This is a genomic window from Egbenema bharatensis FJBBOT/2019 (assembly GCF_048077055.1).
Classification (GTDB): domain Bacteria; phylum Cyanobacteriota; class Cyanobacteriia; order Elainellales; family Elainellaceae; genus Egbenema; species Egbenema bharatensis.
On record NZ_CP182236.1, the window covers coordinates 125,015 to 145,214 of the forward strand.

Genomic DNA, 20,200 nt, shown 5'->3' on the forward strand with positions numbered 1-20,200 from the left:
AAACCAATGGAAGGAATTGCCATTGTTGGTATGGCGGGTCAATTTCCAGGAGCCAAGAATCTTGATCAATTTTGGCAGAATTTGCAGAATGGGGTTGAATCGATTGCCAGGTTCACTGATGAAGAATTATTGGCTTCAGGGGTTCCGCTCGATTCCTTAAAGTCTCCCAATTACGTTAAAGCAGGATCTTTTCTGGAAGGAATTGATCAGTTTGATGCCGATTTTTTTGGGTTTAATCCGAAAGAAGCTGAAATTACCGATCCACAGCATCGACTTTTTCTGGAGTGTGCCTGGGAAGCTTTGGAAATGGCTGGCTACAATCCTGAAGTGTATGACGGTCGGATTGGTGCCTACGCGGGGGCAGGTTGGAATGGTTATTTATATAAAAATATTCGTTTAAATCAAGAACTGATTGAATCAGTTGGATTGCACCAAGCCCTAATTGGTAGCGACAAAGATTTTTTAACAACGCGGGTCTCCTATAAGCTCAATCTTAAAGGCCCCAGTATTGATGTGCAAACGGCTTGTTCTACTTCATTGGTCGCTGTTAATTTAGCCTGCCAAAGCTTGCTGAATTACCAATGTGACATGGCATTAGCTGGCGGAATTAGCTTAACCATTCCGCAGAAGTCAGGCTATTCCTATCAAGAAGGTGGTATCTTATCACCCGATGGTCACTGTCGTGCCTTTGATGCCAACGCGCAGGGTACGGTTTTTGGCAGCGGTGTTGGGGTTGTAGTGCTGAAACGATTAGAAGAGGCGATCGCGGACGGTGACACCATTCATGCTGTGATTAAAGGCTCGGCAGTCAACAATGATGGCTCGCTGAAAGTGGGATACACCGCTCCCAGCGTGGAGGGGCAGGCTGAAGTGATTTTGGAGGCGATCGCCCTTGCAGACGTTTCTCCAGAGAGCATCAGCTATGTGGAAACGCATGGAACAGGAACTGCATTAGGTGATCCGATCGAAATTGCGGCACTGACTCAAGCGTTTCGGTCGGCTACAAACCGCACCGGATTTTGTGCGATCGGTTCTGTGAAAACAAATATTGGTCACTTAGACACGGCGGCTGGCATTGCTAGTTTAATCAAAACGGTTCTGGCATTCAAACATCAACAAATTCCCCCCAGTCTTCATTTTGAGCAGCCCAACCCTCAAATTGATTTTCCCAATAGTCCCTTTTACGTGAATACGTCCCTCGCGGATTGGCACCGGAATGGAACACCGCGTCGTGCCGGTGTCAGTTCCTTTGGCATTGGTGGCACAAATGCCCATGTAGTTCTTGAAGAAGCCCCTGCCATTAAACGTTCTGGTTCTGCTCGCCCCTGGCAATTGTTACTGCTTTCAGCCAAAACTCAGTCGGCATTGGAAATGGTGACAACCAATCTTGTCACTCACCTCAAACAACAGCCTGAATTACCGCTAGCAGATGTTGCCCATACCTTGCAAACGGGACGTAAAGCTTTTGAACATCGCCGAATGGTGGTTTGCCAAACCATTGATGAAGCTATCTCGCATTTGGACGCTTGCGACCCGCAGCATGTGATCACCCATGAGTTGAGTAAACCGGATTCAGGCGATCGTCCCGTTACGTTTTTGTTTCCCGGACAAGGTACTCAATATGTGGGAATGGGGCAGGAATTGTACAAAACAGAACCCGTATTTCGATCAAATCTGGATGAGTGCTGCGATCGGTTAAAAGATGAACTGAACTTAGATTTACGATCGCTCTTGTATCCTTCCACCGAACAACAGGAAGCCACTGCACAGCAATTGAAGCAGACAGCGATCGCGCAACCTGCTTTATTTGTGGTGGAATATGCTTTAGCGCAGTTGTGGATGAGTTGGGGAATTCAGCCTCAAGCTCTGATAGGACACAGCATTGGTGAATATGTCGCAGCCTGTTTGGCGGGGGTTTTTTCCCTGGAGGATGCTCTGTCTCTTGTGGTGGTTCGCGGTCGCCTAATGCAGCAGCAGCCCACCGGAGCTATGCTTTCTGTTCCCCTCTCGGCATCAGAAATCCAACCCTGGTTAAAGCCGGGTTTAGCTTTAGCTGCCAGTAATGCCCCTACCCTTTGTGTGATATCCGGTTCTCATACTGCCATTAATGATTTGCACGATCGGTTGGCAAAAGAAGGAATTCAGAGCCGTTTATTACAAACCTCTCATGCCTTCCATTCCGACATGATGGAGGGTGCAGTCGAACCCTTTCGAGCAGTCGCCAGCACAATAAAGCTGAATCCTCCTAACATCCCTTTGATTTCCAACGTTACAGGCACTTGGCTAACATCTGATCAAGCAACCGATCCCAATTATTGGGCAAAGCAATTGCGCCACACGGTACGATTTGCCGATGGAATGACGGAGTTCAATCAAGAACCCAATCGTATCCTATTGGAAGTTGGTCCGGGGCGGACACTGAGTACGTTTGCCAAACAACATCCGGTGAGTGGGCAAGTGGTTCTCACCTCCTTACGGCATCCTCATGATCAGCAATTCGATATGGCATTGATCTTGGATACGATCGGGCGGCTCTGGTTGCAGGGGGTTTCGATTGATTGGGGCAATTTCTATCAGCACGAACGTCGTCAACGGGTGCCCTTACCCACCTATCCCTTTGAGCGGCAACGCTATTGGATTGAGCCGCAACATGCACTCGAAATAGCCAGCCAGCGGTTACTTCCAACCAGACGTAAGCCTGACTTAGCTGATTGGTTTTATGTCCCTTCATGGCAGCGTACCCCACTACCATCTAGCGCAGCGCAAAACCGATCGGAGAATTCTGGCTGGCTCGTTTTTGTAGATACCTGTGGTGTTGCATCACAAATTGCTCATCATCTGGAACAAATGGGGCAAACGGTAATCACCGTGGAAATTGGGGAGCAATTCGCGCAGGTCAACGATCGCGCTTATGTTCTCAATCCCCAGCAGCAGCAGGACTATGATCTCTTGCTGCAAAAAATGCGATCGCTGCCTCAACCGCCACAGCGAGTCTTACACTGTTGGGGGATTACCTCTAATCTAGAATCATCTTCAACGGCGCACCTTTCTCTAAAAGCGTTTGAAACCTATCAGTCCTATGGATTCTATAGCCTGATTTTTCTGGTGAAAGCCCTTGATAGACAGCGCGTTCATCACCCTCTGCCGATCGCTGTCGTGACCAATCACCTGCATGACGTGATTGGAACTGAAGCGTTGGTTCCTGAAAAGGCGACGGTGCTAGGGGCTTGTAAAACGATTTCCCAAGAGTATCCCCATTTGACGTGCCAGAGTATTGACATCCTACTGCCGTCCACGGGTCCACTTCAGGAAAGCTCGCCCATCAATTACCTACTAGCGGAACTGTTCACACCAAGAAATGAAACAGTGGCTTACCGAGGTTCCCACCGATGGGTTCAAACCTTTGAACCATTTCGTTTACCAGAGACAACCCAACATTATCCTCGCTTCAAAACGCAGGGAACTTATCTTATTGCAGGTGAATTAGAGAATAGTTTGGGATGGATCTATGCTGAAATGTTGATTGAGAATTTCCAGGCTCAGGTTGCACTGGTTGGACGTATTGGCATTCCAGAACGTCATGTTTGGGAAACATGGCTGGCAAGCCACGATAAGACTGATCCCATCAGTCGCCGTATCTGTCAATTACAAAAGCTTGAAGCGACAGGTGTTCAACTCACGCTGCTTGAAGTGGATATCGTCGATTCAACTCAGTTTCGGGCAGCAATCGATCGAGTCTCTGAACAGTTTGGTGCCATTCATGGCGTGATTTACGTTAGCCCGATGAGTACGGTTGAATCTGCTTGCGCGATTCAACAACTCGATCGCCAGCATTGGGAACATCACTTTTACAGCAAAGTTAGAGGATTGGCAACGTTAGCAGAAGTATTACCAGACTCGATCGATTTCTGTTTGGTGCAATCCTCACTTTCATCTGTTGTGGGAGGATTAGGGCTGTCCGCTTACTCGGCGGCAAATTTGTTTCTGGATGCTTTCATTGCTCAACAGAATCAAGCTCGTTCCGTTCCTTGGTTGTGCCTCAATTGGGATGTTTGTCAGCTTGAACCGCCTGACTCAACCAACCAAAGAGCAGGACTGGCAGATTTTGCCATAAGCCCCACAGAGATTTGGCAGCTGACTCAAAGGGCGATGTCCCACAACCGCACTGGACAAGTTATTGTATCCCCCTTAGATTTGCAAGTAAGGCTGGAGCAATCCATGCTGTCTCATCCTGTTCAGCCAATTGAATCGCCTCATATCGCAGAGACAGGTTCCAAGCACACCAGACCCAATTTACACAGTACATATGTCGCACCGAGCAATGAAATCGAAGCAGCGATCGCCACAATCTGGCAACAACTTCTAGGTCTAGAGCAGGTTGGTATTCACGACAACTTTTTTGATTTAGGTGGTCATTCTTTGTTGGCTGTGCAAGTGACATCGCGGCTGCGTGAGGTCTTTCAAGTCGAGTTGCCCTTGAAAACAATTTTGTTTGATGCCCCCACGGTGGCTGGACTCGCGACGGTCATTGCCGGAATGCAGCCCAATACAACAGAAATTGATCGGATGAACCAGCTATTAACAGAAATCGAAAAGCTTTCCCCCGAAGAGATTCAGGCAAGACTTTCTTAGCGACCCCACTAGCAACCCTAATTTAGCCAGTATTGAACGAGCAAAAAGCATATGAATGATTTTGCGAAACGAATTGCAGCCCTTTCTCCAGAACAGCGATCGCTTTTAGATCGGCAATTAAAACAGCAAGGGTTACAACTTCCGAAGACCCAAACCATTCCCAATCGGGAAAAAAATGAGGCATTGCCGTTATCCTTTGCTCAACAACGGTTATGGTTCCTCGAACAACTGGAACCCGGTAGCCCTTTCTACAACCATCCTGCTGCTGTGAATTTAACGGGAGCATTGAATATCGCGGTGCTGGAGCAAAGCTTCAATGAAATCGTGCGTCGCCACGAAGTACTTCGTACAACCTTTATGCTAGCTGGGGAAGAGCCTGTTCAGGTCATCCAGCCAACCTTAATGTTGAACTTGCCGTTGATTGATCTGCGAGAACTCTCTGAAACCGATCGAACGCAAGAAGTCCAGGTTCTTGCGGCTCAGGAAGCCCGGTGCCCCTTTGATTTAGTAAAAGGGCCTCTGCTACGAGGCACGCTTTTACGACTTGGTGAGGCAGAATATTTGCTGCTATTCACTATGCATCACATTATTTCTGATGGTTGGTCTAGGGGGGTGCTTATCCGTGAACTGGCAGCACTCTACGAAGCCTTTGCAGACGGGAAACCCTCACCGCTTCCAGAATTACCCATTCAATATGGAGATTTTGCCGTTTGGCAGCGACAGTGGCTACAAGGGGAGGTCTTAGAAGCTCAAAAAGATTACTGGAAACAAAAATTGGGGGGTTCTCTACCCGTTTTGCAACTGCCAACGGATTACTCTCGCCCTGCGATTCAATCGTACAAAGGCAAAAAGTATTCCTTTACCCTCTCTAAAACTTTAACGACTGCATTAAAGTCCCTCAGCCAGCAAGCCGAAGCAACTTTGTTTATGACTTTGCTGGCTGCGTTCAAAGCCCTAATCTACCGCTACACCGAAGAACAAGACATTATTGTTGGAACTGCGGTAGCCAATCGGAATTTTTCAGAGCTTGAACAATTAATTGGTTTTTTGGTCAACACGTTAGTGCTGCGAACGGATGTGGGCGAAAACCCCAGTTTCCTTGATTTGCTGAGGCGTGTGAGACAAACAACTTTAGATGCCTATAATCACCAGGATTTGCCCTTTGACAAGTTGGTTGAGGAAATTCAGCCAGAGCGGAATCTGAGCCATAACCCGCTTTTTCAAATCTGGTTTGCGCTGAATAATACTCCTGTGCCATCCCTAAAAATTGGGGAACTGGAAATGAGCATCTCCAAGGTAGACAGCGCGACAGCTCAGTTTGATTTAAGCCTTGATATGGTGGAACAGCAGGAAGAGCTGCTTGGCATATGGGAATATAACAGTGATTTGTTTACTGTAGACACGATCCGTCGTCTGACAGAGCATTTTCAAACACTGCTCGCTGGGATTGTGGCGAATCCAGAAAGCTGCCTGTCAGATTTGCCCCTTTTAACCGATGCACAAAAACAGCAATTACAAACAGCATTTTGCCAATCCCAAATTCATGCCCAAATTCATGATTTTTCAATTAATCGCTTTCAGATTGATCGATGTCTGCATCAGTTGTTTGAAGAACAGGTCAAGCGCTCGCCTGATGCGGTAGCTGTGGTGAGTCAAAAGGAACAGTTAAGCTACCGGGAGTTGAATCAGCGGGCGAATCAACTCGCATATTACCTGCAAATGCAAGGGTTGCGATCGGAAGCATTAGTAGGTTTATTCATAGAGAAATCATCAACTGCGATTGTTGGCATCCTTGGCATTCTAAAAGCGGGTGGAGCTTATTTGCCACTTGATCCGACCCATCCGTCAGAACGACTTGCTGCCATGCTAGAAGACGCTCAGGTGAATGTCCTTTTAACAGAAACAGTATTACTTCCAAGACAACCAGAGTATGCTGGAAAGGTCATTTATCTAGACACGGATTGGGAGGCGATCGCCCACAACTCCACAGAAAATCTAGCTTGCCAAATCAGTACTGAAAACCTGGCTTATGTCCTTTACACCTCTGGTTCTACTGGCAAACCGAAAGGAGTTTGCTGTTGCCATCGTGGTGTAACCAATTTGTTGGCGGATATTGAAAGCCGTCAACCCTTAGCAGAGGGTGCTCGCTGTAGCCTGTGGACTCATCTAACGTTTGATGTTTCAGTGTATGAGATGTTCTCAGCCCTCCTTGCTGGCGGTACACTGCATATTGTTCCGGAGAATATTCGAGCAGATGCAACTGCTTTGCTGCAATGGTGTAGTGACCATAAAATTCAAAGTGCGTATTTGCCCCCATTTGCGCTGAATCCGCTGGAAAATTGGCTCAGTCAAAACCAACTCAGACAAAACCAACAACCGCTCTGTTTGCAGCGATTACTTGTCGGCGTTGAACCCATTTCAGAACAATTGTTGATATCGATCAGTCAAAGCATCCCAGGATTGCAAGTGATCAATGGCTATGGCCCAACAGAAGCGACCATCTGTGCAACTTTATATACTGTAAACCCTCAAGTTGTTGCTGAAAGAAATACACCCATTGGTCGTCCGGTGCAAAATACTGAAATCTATCTATTAGATCAGAATTTACAGCTTGTTCCGATCGGAGTTCCTGGGGAAATTTACATTGGAGGAGCAGGATTGGCGCGGGGTTATCTCGATCGTCCAGATTTAACAAAAGAGAGATTTATTTTATGGAATGGGGAAAAACGATTATATAAAACGGGCGATAAAGCCAAATTTTTGCCAGATGGTAATCTTGAATTTCTTGGAAGATTGGATTATCAAGTCAAGCTCAGGGGATTCCGGATTGAACCAGGAGAAATTGAAGCAGCTCTTCGCCAACATCCTGATGTCAATGAGGCTGTGGTTATTGTCAGAGAAGATGCGCCTGGAAACCAACGCTTGGTTGCGTATTATGTCGAGAATGCCCAAGCGCAAAATAATCAGGAGCAAAACAGCCAACAACTGTCACCCGAACAGACCCAAACCGATTTGGCAGACTCGGATATTCAACACGTATCCCAATTAGAAAATATTTATGATCAGTTTTACAGCTGGGAATTTTCTCAAATTGATCCGTCGATTAATTTAAGAGTCTGGACGAGCCGTTATACTAATCAACCATTACCAGAAGTAGAAATTCTTGAATGTGTTAACAATACCGTTGAGCGAGTTCTTGATCTGAAACCGAGTCACGTCTTAGAAATCGGTTGTGGCACGGGTTTATTACTGACCAGAATTGCACCTCATTGTCAGCATTACTGTGGTATTGATATTTCCAATGCAGCACTGAATTATCTTCAACAACAAATCAATTCAAAACCGGAAATTGTGGAGAAAGTGACCTTGTTGCAGGGTATGGCTCACCAATTACCGGACATAGAACCTCACAAATTTGACACGATTATTCTCAATGAAACTATTCAAAATTTTCCCAGCATTCATTATTTGGTGCAGGTGTTAACTCATCTGGTTGAAGTGGTTAAACCTAGAGGTCACATTTTTGTGGGAGGTGTTCGCAGTCTACCCTTACTGGAAACATTTCATGCCTGGGTGCAACTGCATCAAGCCGTTGGTGAACTCAGTCAAGCCGAACTGCGGCAGCGTATCCAGAAGAATTTGCTGACAGATAATGAACTGGTAATAGACCCTAACTTCTTTAAGGCTTTACAACAGTCTTTACCAAACATTAGCCAGGTTCAAGTCCAACTTAAGGGAGGTCGGCATCACAACGAACTCACAAAATTTAAGTACGATGTGACGATCGATGTAGGCACTGAGGTGCAACAACCAACCCATATTGTATGGATGGACTGGCAAACATTGGGATTGAATGTTGATGCAATTCGTCAATTATTGCGCGAAGAAGATTCTGAAATTTTAGGAATTACGCATATCCCGAATGCTCGTTTGGTGACAGAAGTAAAACTCTTAGAGTTAATCAACACGAATGAGCAAAGCCACACGGTTGCTGAATTCCAGGAAATTTTGCATTCCAATAGAAATGAGGGTGTAGATCCAGAAACATTATGGGCTTTAAGCTGTGAATTCCCTTACGCTGTACAACTCAGCTGGTCTGGTTCAGGGCATACCGGTGATTACGATGCAGTATTTGTGCGGCAAGATGCAGAAGGACAAACACCTCAAGTTGTTATTCCTATTGCTAAAGATGAGTCGATTCGTATTCAATCCTGGAGCGACTATACCAACGTACCCCTACAAAAAAATCAAGAACGCAAGCTGAGGCTCAATTTGCGCGAGTTTCTAGATCGTAACCTGCCGGATTATATGATTCCTGCTGCTTTTGTGCCCCTGGAGGCACTACCATTTACACCAAATGGTAAATTAGACCGTCGAGCTTTGCCAGTACCGGAAGCCACCCTAACGCTATCTGAATCAGAGTTTGTAGCTCCTTCCACGCCCATTGAAGAAATTCTGGTCGGGATCTGGACAGAGGTGTTGGGGATTGAAGATATCAGTGTTAACGATAATTTCTTTGCATTAGGAGGGCATTCCCTCACCGCAACTCGTGTAATTTCTCAAATCCGAAACGTATTTCAAATTGAACTACCTTTACGCTGTATTTTTGAAGAGCCAACTATTGCTGGGCTGGCTCAAACGATCGAGCAAATCACCCCAGAAGCAAAGAGGGACGTGCAGCCGATCGCCCGTGTTTCCCGTCAGCAAGCGTTGCCCCTCTCGTTTGCTCAGCAGCGGCTATGGTTCCTCGCCCAGTTAGAACCCAATAGCCCGTTTTACAATATGCCAGCCGCCATTTCCCTGCAAGGATCTTTGAACATCACTGCCCTGAAACAGAGCTTGCATGAAGTGCTTCGTCGCCATGAAATCCTACGAACTGCTTTTCAATCAGGGCAGGGGAACCCTAAACAAGTCATCTCATGGAAAATTGTCCTGGAATTGCCTTTGATTGACCTCAGTGAACTACCAGAATCGGCGCAAAATCCAACCGTTAAGCAACTGGTGCAGATGGAAGCTCAACGCCCTTTTGCGATCGATGTGGCTCCTTTGCTGCGGGTGAAATTGCTTCGTCTGGGGAGCGAAACGCATGTCTTGCTATTCACTCTGCATCATATTGTCTCGGATGGGTGGTCGATCGGTGTATTAGTACGAGAAGTGGCGGCACTCTATCAAGCTTCCTGCCAGGGAGTGCGCTCGCCCTTGCCTGAGTTGCCCATTCAGTATGTGGACTTTGCTGCCTGGCAGCGACAGTGGTTGCAGGGAGAGGTCTTGCAGCAGCAACAGCACTATTGGCAACAGCAGTTGGCAGGTGCTCCGGCTGTGTTGGAATTGCCAACCGACCATCCCCGTCCAGCAATCCAGACTTTCCAGGGGACGACCTTTGCCTTTGCCGTTTCACCAAAACTGACGAAAGCCCTCAAGCAGTTGAGTCGGCAGAATGGCTGTACATTGTTCATGACCCTGCTGGCTGCCTTTCAGGTGGTGTTGGCTCGCTACAGTAGGCAGGATGACATTGTGGTCGGTTCGCCCATTGCCAATCGCAATCGATCGGAAGTGGAAGGTTTGATTGGTTTCTTTGTCAATACATTGGTTTTACGGACTTCCCTGGCTGGTCGTCCCTCATTCCGTGAGGTTTTGCAACGGGTCAGAGCGGTGACATTGGGAGCCTATGCCCATCAGGATGTGCCATTTGAGCAGCTAGTGGAACTGCTTCAGCCTCAGCGCAGTTTGAGCTATACACCGTTGTTTCAGGTAATGTTCATTTTGCAGAATGCACCAGCAGAAACGTTGCAGTTACCCGGATTGAGTTTGGAGTTTCTGGCAGCAGAAAGTGATACAGCCAAGTTTGACTTGACGTTGTCAATGGAAGAAATGGATGCAGGGCTACTGGGACGATTCGAGTACCGCACTGATTTGTTTGAAGAAGCCACTGTTGAGCGGATGGTAACTCACCTGAAGACATTATTCAGTGGGATTGTGGAACAGCCAGAACAGTGTATTTGGGAATTACCCTTGCTGACCGCAACGGAACAGAAGTGCTTAGTCCGGGAATGGAATCAGACACAGGTTGAGTATCCCGATAATCAATGTATTCATCAATTATTTGAAGCTCAGGTAGAACGCACGCCGAATGCGATCGCCCTTGTCTTTGAAGAGCAGCAACTCAGCTATCAAGAACTCAATCTTCGAGCCAATCAGTTGGCACACCATCTCCAGTCTGTAGGAGTGGAACCAGAAACCTTGGTAGGAGTTTGTTTAGAGCGATCGCCCGTCCTGGTAATTGCCTTATTAGCCATCCTCAAAGTAGGTGGAGTCTATGTTCCACTTGATCCGACCTATCCGCAAGCACGTTTAGCCCATATTCTGGAAGACACTCAACTGCCTGTTGTCCTGACGAGACAATGTTTCGCTGAAGCATTCCTAACCCATTCCGTTCAAGTTGTTTGTTTAGATGTCGATTGGACGGCTATTTCACACGAGAGCCATGAGCCTGTAACGGCATCCTTCCTATCCCCTAATCATCCGGCTTATGTGATTTATACTTCCGGTTCGACAGGGACACCCAAGGGGGTGGTCGGTTCTCACCACAGTATCCTCAATCGCTGTCACTGGATGTGGCAATCCTATCCCTTTACATCAGGGGAAGTCACTTGCCAAAAGACCTCATTGAACTTTGTCGATTCTGTCTGGGAAGTCTTTGGGGCCTTGCTCCAGGGGATTCCCACCCTGCTAATTCCGGATGCTGTGGTCAAAGATCCATCCCAACTGATTACAACCCTCGCTCGTCATCAAGTGTCACGTTTAGTCCTCGTTCCATCTTTGCTGAAAGTCCTGCTGGAGATAGACCCCCACCTCCAGAGCCGACTACCGCACCTGAAGCTCTGGACAACTAGTGGAGAGGCACTACCCGTTGAGTTAGTACAGCAGTTTCGCCGATCGCTTCGAGCCAGTACGCTGCTCAACCTGTATGGGTGTTCTGAGGTAGCAGCTGATGTGACGGCATATGCGCTTCAGCCGGGTGATTCCCTCCCTGCATCAATTCCAATTGGACGACCGATCGCCAACACGCAGATTTACATTTTGGATGGAATGGGACAACCTGTTCCGGTTGGAGTGGTGGGTGAAATATATGTCGGTGGGGTGCAACTAGCGCAAGGGTATCTACGGCGACCAGAGTTGACGGCAGAGCGGTTTATTCCTAACCCATTTAGCTCACAAGCAGGTGCACGTCTGTATCGAACCGGGGATTTAGGGCGTTACTTAGCGGATGGCACGATCGAGTATCTGGGGCGGATTGACCATCAGGTGAAGCTCAGAGGGTTCCGCATTGAATTAGGCGAAATTGAAAGTGTTCTGTCTCAGTATCCCCAGGTTTCTCAAGCAGTGGTGTTAGCGCGTCCTGGCGATCGCCATGATCACCAACTTGTTGCCTACATTGTGCCTCATCCAGCAATTACCCTATCGGTGGCGGAACTACGAGCTTTTCTAGGGGAGAAATTACCAGACTACATGGTGCCTGCGGCGTTCGTTGAACTGGATGCCCTACCCTTAACTCCTAATGGCAAGCTCGATCGCAAAGTACTTGCTACCTTTGATCCGATTCGCTCTGATTTAGAACAGGTTGATCAAGCTCCGACAACGGAACTGGAGAAGACAATCGCTAGCCTTTGGCAAGACGCACTCCACCTGGAAAAAGTGGGAGTTCACCATAACTTTTTTGACATTGGGGGACATTCCCTACTAATTGTGACCCTTCACAGTCGGCTACAAAAAAGCATTCAACGCGAATTTCCTCTAGTTGTGATGTTCCAATATCCAACGATTAGTGCCCTTGCAGGTTACTTGAGCCAAGCAACCCGTCAGTCATCCTCTGATCAAAGTTCCAGAAATGCTAGAGACAGAATGACATCCACAAAGCGACAAAAGCAAATCCGACAAAAGCACCGAAAAGCCAGCAATCTAAAACAACTCTAAAATATCCTCTCAGCGCAAGGCATGAATACCGGAAAGCATAATGAAACAAAATCCTACTCGCATTGGTTCAACACAACCTTATCAAATGCAAGAGAGAATCATGCGATTTTTCTTGCCATCTCCTCAGACTACGTTAGCCGAAGAAGAGATTGATAGACAAATCACAAATTTGTCACAATCCTTTTTGAACCAAGTTTTTCCGGCAACAGATATCGACTTTGATCTCCTATTCAGGAAGTTCAAAGATAGTGAATTACCCATAGAGCCACTTGATCTTGATCGCTATTTACGATGTCTAACCGATGATATTGTCACCCACTCCGTGCATACGGCTTCTCCTCGGTTTATCGGTCACATGACCTCGGCACTTCCTTACTTTGTGCGCCCTTTGGCAAAACTAGTCACCGCACTGAATCAAAATTTGGTCAAGGTGGAAACGGCTAAATCCTTGAGTCCCTGCGAGCGCCAAGTATTGGCAATGATGCACCGTTTAATCTATCAATTCTCCTCCAGTTTTTATGCAGAGCATATCCAGAACCATCAGAACACATTAGGCATTTTGGTTTCAGGGGGAACAGCGGCAAATATTACAGCACTATGGTGCGCTCGGAATGCAGCTTTAGGAGCTTGTGACGGTTTTGCTGGTGTCGAACAGGAGGGATTAGCGTCTGCCCTTAATTTTTATGGGCATCAAAGAGCAGTGATCATTGGTTCTCGACTCATGCACTATTCCTTTGACAAGGCGGCAGATTTACTTGGTATTGGCACTCGTAATTTAATTAAAATTCCGGTTGACTCTGATAACCGAATCGATCTAGAGTTACTGCATCAAGTCGTTTCAAAATGCCAAGCTCAAAACGATCGCATTCTTGCCATTGTTGGTGTTGCCGGTACAACCGACTCGGGCGGCGTTGATCCACTGGCTGAGATCGCAGAAATTGCCCAGGCTGCTCAGGTTCATTTCCATGTAGATGCTGCTTGGGGACGAACCGTTACTGTTCTCGAAACAATATCAACATAAGCTGGCAGGGATTGAGCAAGCTGATTCCGTTACGATTGATGGGCATAAGCAACTGTATTTACCAATGGGGATTGGGATGCTATTTTTGCGCGATCCTCACTTGGCAACCGTCATTGAAAAAAGTGCTGCCTATACGATTCGCGATGGCTCTCTTGATCTGGGAAAACGGGCCCTGGAAGGATCTCGACCTGGGATGGCATTGTTTCTCCATGCTGCTCTACACTTAATTGGTTTAGAAGGATATGAATTTCTAATCAATGAGGGATTAAGAAAAACTCAATACATGGCCGATCGCATTCGTGCGATGCCTGAATTTGAACTGATCTGCGAACCCGAAATTAACCTACTGGTTTATCAATATATTCCAGAGTCATTTAGAAATCGTGCCGCCCAACGACAGTTGACAGAGAATGACTACCAGATCATTAGCCAATTTAATGAATGTCTTCAAAAAGCTCAACGTCAAGCGGGTCGGACATTTATTTCACGTACGATTAAAACAATAAATTGTTTTAACAAGGAGATTAACGTGATTGCACTGCGAGCAGTAATTGCAAATCCATTGACGAACGAGCTAGATATTGATGCTGTTCTGGATGATCAGATCCAAATTGCTGCTGGTTTGTCAGTGCTAGTTTCTCTTGAAGAGCCTGGAAATGTTGCATAATTTAATCGCTATAAAGGCAAGATGGGCAGTGCCAACTCACTTTAAGTGAATGACATTTAATAGCAATCAATACATCTTCAAGAAACCGTTAAGGATGAACAATGGTAATGAATTCAGATACTACTGAGTTTTCATATTCCCAAGATGAAATTGCCATTATTGGCATGGCGGGTCGCTTTCCGGGGGCTAGCAATCCAGAGCAGCTATGGCAGAACTTACGGGCAGGAATAGAATCCATTTCTTTCTTTAGTGATGAAGCGTTGACGGCATCGGGCATTGATGCAGCCACTTTAGGGAATTCCTCCTACGTCAGAGCAGGCGCAGTTCTTGAAGAAATTGATTTGTTTGATGCTGATTTTTTTGGCTTTACACCTAGAGAAGCGGAGATTGCTGATCCCCAACAGCGGCTTTTGATCGAGTGTGTCTGGGAAGCCCTAGAGCAGGCTGGGTATGATTCTGAGCAATATCCAGGGCAAATTGGGCTTTATACCGGAGTGGGTTTCAGCCATTACTCACTGAATAACCTTTATCCGCATCGTCAGTGGTTAGAGTCTACGGTTGGCGTAGAGGCACTGAGTCGAAATGATAAGGATTATTTGTCTACCATTATTTCCTATAAGTTGAATCTGAAGGGGCCCAGCCTGACGGTACAAACCGCCTGCTCTACTTCATTAGTGGCAGTACACCTCGCCTGTCAAAGCCTACTCAACGGTGAAAGCGACCTGGCGATCGCTGGTGGTGTTTCCATTAAAGTGCCTCAGAAATCCGGTTATCGGTATCAAGAGGGAGGCATTTTATCGCCGGATGGCCATTGCCGCGCCTTTGATGCCAATGCCAAAGGCACAATTTTTGGCAGCGGTGTCGGGGTGGTGGTGCTGAAGCGGTTGGATGAGGCCTTAGCAGAGGGCGATCGCATCCTGGCGGTGATTAAAGGCTCGGCGATTAACAACGATGGTGCGCTCAAAGTAGGCTACACGGCTCCTAGCGTTGAAGGGCAAGCGGCGGTGATTTCAGAGGCATTGGCAGTCGCAGACGTTGATCCTGAAACCATTCATTATGTAGAAGCGCACGGCACAGGCACATCGCTGGGCGATCCAATTGAACTCACAGCTCTGACACAAGCCTTTCGGAGAAGCACTAGTCAAACAGGATTCTGTGCCATTGGTTCCATTAAAACCAATATTGGCCACCTGGATACGGCTGCTGGCATTGCAGGGCTAATCAAAACGGTTTTAGCACTTCAGCACCAGCAAATCCTGCCCAGTCTCAATTTTGCCCAGCCCAACCCCCAAATTGACTTTGAGCAGAGTCCCTTTTATGTCAATACGCATCTACGGCACTGGGAATCAAACGGAACGCCGCGTCGAGCAGGTGTGAGTTCCTTTGGTATCGGTGGCACGAATGCCCATGTGGTGCTGGAAGAAGCCCCTACGATCGCCCCTGGAAGTCCTGCTCGCCCCTGGCAATTACTCTTACTATCTGCTAAAACTCCTACTGCCCTTGAGGCGGCGACGGCTCGTTTAACCACCCATCTCAAACAGCATCCAGAACACAGCCTCGCGGATGTTGCCTATACCTTGCAGGTGGGGCGGCGAGCCTTTGAGCATCGTCGTCTGGTGGTTTGCCAAAGCCTGGATGATGCGGTGCAATCCCTGGAAAATTCAGACTCACCGCGAGTGCTAACCCAGGTGAGTGAAGATAGACATCGATCGGTTGTATTCATGTTTTCAGGACAGGGATCTCAGTATCCCCAGATGGGGCAAGAGTTGTATGAGCATGAACCCGTTTTCCGCGATCAAATCGATCGCTGCTGTGAATTACTTCAACCTCACCTGGGTTTTGATCTGCGCCAAGTGCTTTATTCAGATTCATCCGGAGAGACTGCGGCAACCCAGTTACAACAGACAGCGATCGCGCAACCGGCTCTGTTTGTGGTGGAATATGCCGTAGCACAATTGTGGATGAGTTGGGGGATTCAGCCGGAAGCCATGATTGGCCATAGCATTGGCGAATATGTGGCTGCTTGTCTGGCGGGAGTGTTTTCCCTGGAAGACGCACTTACCCTTGTGGCAATTCGAGGCAAGTTAATGCAGCAGTTGCCACAGGGGGCGATGTTGTCTGTTCCCCTATCCGAAACAGAGATGCAACCCTGGCTCAATTCTCAGATGTCGCTTGCCAGCCTGAATGCACCTGGGCTATGTGTGGTATCGGGTACAGACAGTGCCATTCAAGCGTTGCAGAGCCGCCTGTTGGAGCAAGGTATTGAGAGCCGTCGTCTCAAAACCTCCCATGCCTTTCACTCTGCCATGATGGAGCCTGTTTTGGCACCGTTCGCGGCTCAGGTACAGCGTATCCCACTGAATCCTCCCCAAATTCCAGTCATTTCAAATTTGACGGGCACCTGGCTATCCGCCGCAGAGGCAATAAATCCTACTTACTGGGTGAATCACCTCCGGCAACCCGTGCGCTTTGCCTCTGGAATTGCCACCCTGCTTCAAGAATCGGAACGCATCTTTCTGGAAGTGGGCCCCGGTAGAACGTTGAGTACGTTAGTCAAACAGCAGGCGAAACAGGAATGGGTGCTGACCTCATTGCGCCATCCCCAAGACTCAGTATCCGATGAAACGGAAATACTAACGACTTTGGGACGCTTGTGGCTTGCGGGTGTGGCGATCGATTGGGCAAGCTTTACGGAACATGAACGTCGCCAGCGGGTTCTCTTGCCCACCTATCCCTTTGAGCGGCAGCGGTATTGGATTGATCCGCCTGATGGGTTGGAACAGTCTGCTCCGCCTCAGCAGAACTCCCTGAAACGTAAGCCTGATCTGGCAGATTGGTTTTACTTACCAACCTGGAAACGCACACTGCCACCCAAGTTGGCAACGAGCATGAATGCTCAAACGTTCTGCTGGCTGCTGTTTATCGATGGGGATGGCATCAGCCTCCACCTGGCTAACCGCCTGGAGCAAATGGGACATACCGTGATTACAGTTTCCATCGGAGAACAATTCACCCGGTTGAGCCAGCAGGCATACTCACTAAATCCTCAGGAAAGGCAAGATTATGTCAAGCTGATGCAATCGCTGCAATCTGCTAACCAAATCCCTGAGAAAATTATTCATCTTTGGACTGTAACCCCTGACTCAGCTTCTCCAGTTTCATCCCCGATCGCAGAATTTCGGCATTACCAGAAACGCGGCTTCTATAGCTTACTGTTTTTGGCTCAGGCGATCGCCCAGCAAAATTTAACGCATCCTATGCAACTCCACATTGTCAGCAATCATCTACATGAGGTTGTAGGCGGTGAACCCCTGATTCCTGCCAAGGCAACGCTACTAGGCTGCTGTAAAGTGATTCCCCAGGAATATCCCAATCTCACCTGTCGCAGTATTGATATTGAGGTTCCTGATGCTGATCACGAGTCCGATCGGGCTGAGACACTGATTACAGAATTGATTACTCCAACCACCGATTTAGTCGTTGCTCATCGTGGCGATCATCGCTGGGTTCAAGCTTACGAGCCAATCCAATTCTCTGCCATTGATCAAAGTTCTCCATTAAGGGAAGCAGGAGTTTACCTGATTGCAGGCGATCTGAGTCAGGGATTAGGGACAACGTTCTGTGAGCATTTAGCAAAAATGGCGAAAGCCAAAATTGCTCTGGTTGGAAAACTAGGATTACCCGATCGCAGCCAATGGCAGGAATGGTTGGCGACACAAAATAATCAATCAGAAATGTATCAGTACGTTCAAATTCTTCAGGCAATGGAAACTTCCGGAATTGAAATTCTATTGATTGAGGCAGATGTCGCCAATGAGAATCAAATGCGAACCGCAATTCGACAAGTTAATGAACGGTTTGGGGAGATTCATGGGGTGTTCTATGTTACACCGATGAGTAATGCCCATTCAACGATCGCCATTCAGCAAATCGGTTATTCTGAGTGTGAACAGCAGTTCCACACTAAAGTCTACGGTCTCTCTGTTTTGGCAGACCTATTGCAAGATAAAAGGCTTGATTTTTGCTTGGTGCAGTCTTCCTTATCTTCGGTTGTCGGTGGTTTAGGATTAATCGCTTATGCCGCTGCTAATCTGTTCACTGATGCTTTAACCCATCAGCAGAATCGAAAGGGAACCATTCCCTGGCTAAGTGTCAATTGGGATGCCTGCCGCACAACAGAGCGAAAAGCCCAGGAAGAGCCTACTGCATTTGGATCTGTACTGGCTGAATTGGCGATGTCTCCTGGCGAAGTTTGGGATATCACTCAACGACTGCTCGCAAACAGGATAACAGGACAGTTAGCAGTTTCCCCAGGAGACTTACGGGTTCGATTAAACCAATGGATTCAAGAGCGATCGACCCTCACCCCGGAGCAACAGACCACCAAAACAACTTCCCAGTATGCCAGACCTAGATTGCAGAGCCATTACGTTGCACCTCGGACTCCCGTGGAAGCAGCGATCGTCGATATCTGGCAAACGCTGCTTGGCATTGAGCAAGTCGGCATTCATGACAATTTTTTTGAACTGGGGGGACATTCTTTATTAGCTGTACAGGTGACTTCTCGCTTACGGGAAGCCTTTCAAGTGGAGTTGCCCTTAAAGAGCATTCTGTTTGATGCGCCGACGGTCGCTGGGCTAGCTGCAATCATTCACGAACAACAGCCTAAACCGGATGAGATGCAGGAGATTGCGGCTCTATTGGCTGAAGCCAAACATCTTTCATCCGAGGAAATTGCCAGACAGTTAGCTCAAGAATCTCTAAGCTAAAAATTTTTAACCGATTAACAGCAACCCTATCGCTAAATTAGGAGTTCAGAAATGGAATTTAGTTTATATTATTTTTCGGGTGATGGGTCATCCAACCAATCTGACAAGTATCGCTTGCTGATTGAAAGTGCGAAATTTGCGGATTTAAACGGGTTTTCCGCCGTTTGGACTCCAGAACGCCACTTTCATCCTTTTGGCGGGCTTTATCCGAATCCATCCTTGACCAGTGCTGCCTTGGCTATGGTGACGCAACGGGTGCGGCTGCGAGCGGGTAGTGTGGTCATGCCACTCCATCATCCAGCCCGCGTAGCTGAAGAATGGGCGATCGTGGATAACCTTTCCAATGGCAGAGTTGATTTAGCCTTTGCCTCTGGATGGACAGTCGATGATTTTGTTCTGTCTTCTGAAAGCTATGCCGATCGCAAATCTACCATGTGGGACGGCATCCACACGGTGCAAAAATTATGGGCAGGCGAACAGGTTGAACTATCCGATGTAGAGGGCAAAAGATTCAGCGTTAAAACCTTTCCCAGACCGCTGCAACCTCAATTGCCAACCTGGATCGTATGCCAGTCTCCTGGAACATTTGTCAAAGCAGGGGAAGTTGGTGCAAATGTTCTCACTGCGCTTTTATCGGGAACGCTGGAGGAAGTTGCGAACCAGATTCAGCGGTATCGACAGTCCCTTACCCAACATGGGCATGATCCCCGCTCTAGAAAAGTGGCGATGATGTTACACACGTTTGTCGGAGAAGATTTTGATACGGTAAAAGAGCAGGTTAGACAACCGTTTTGTCATTATCTAAAGACTCATCTTGATCTGCTAGAACAATTGGCAAAAGGCTTAAATATGAACGTCAGCCTGAAAGATTTTTCAGAAGCAGATATTGACAGTCTGTTGCAGTTTGCCTATGAAGGCTGGCTCAAAGGCAGAACCTTGATCGGATCACAAACAACCTGTATGCAGATGATTGAACGCCTTGAGCAAGCAGGTGTAGATGAAGTGGCTTGTCTAATAGACTTCAACCCAGACTTTGATGCTGTCATGGCGAGTTTGCCCCATCTTGCCTCTCTCAAAGCACGCTGCTCTACCCAGCAAGAACAGATGGTTGGGTCTCGTTAACGCAGCAATGCTTAA

At 47.5% G+C, this 20,200-nt stretch carries 4 protein-coding genes and 1 pseudogene; all 5 read left to right on the plus strand.

The features are described 5' to 3' along the window. Positions 1-6 precede the first annotated feature (6 nt). The 5 genes and pseudogenes from ACM1PF_RS00600 (at position 7) to ACM1PF_RS00620 (ending at position 20,185) form a co-directional block, all read left to right on the plus strand. The gene (locus ACM1PF_RS00600) at positions 7-4,632 is read left to right on the plus strand and encodes a type I polyketide synthase (protein WP_416671488.1); all 4,626 of its coding nucleotides are present in this window, start codon (positions 7-9) and stop codon (positions 4,630-4,632) included. A gap of 51 nt (positions 4,633-4,683) precedes the next feature. Further along, entirely contained in the window at positions 4,684-12,606 is a 7,923-nt protein-coding gene (locus tag ACM1PF_RS00605; protein WP_416671490.1) for an amino acid adenylation domain-containing protein, read from the plus strand. Between the two features lie 40 nt (positions 12,607-12,646). Next, positions 12,647-14,294: pseudogene (gene panP, locus ACM1PF_RS00610) on the plus strand (pyridoxal-dependent aspartate 1-decarboxylase PanP). A gap of 107 nt (positions 14,295-14,401) precedes the next feature. Then, positions 14,402-19,063, plus strand: coding sequence for a type I polyketide synthase (locus tag ACM1PF_RS00615; protein WP_416671492.1), 4,662 nt, complete (start codon positions 14,402-14,404; stop codon positions 19,061-19,063). A 51-nt stretch (positions 19,064-19,114) separates the two neighbouring features. Continuing rightward, positions 19,115-20,185, plus strand: a complete 1,071-nt coding sequence (locus ACM1PF_RS00620) for an LLM class flavin-dependent oxidoreductase (protein ID WP_416671494.1) — start codon at positions 19,115-19,117, stop codon at positions 20,183-20,185. The last annotated feature ends 15 nt before the right edge of the window (positions 20,186-20,200 follow it).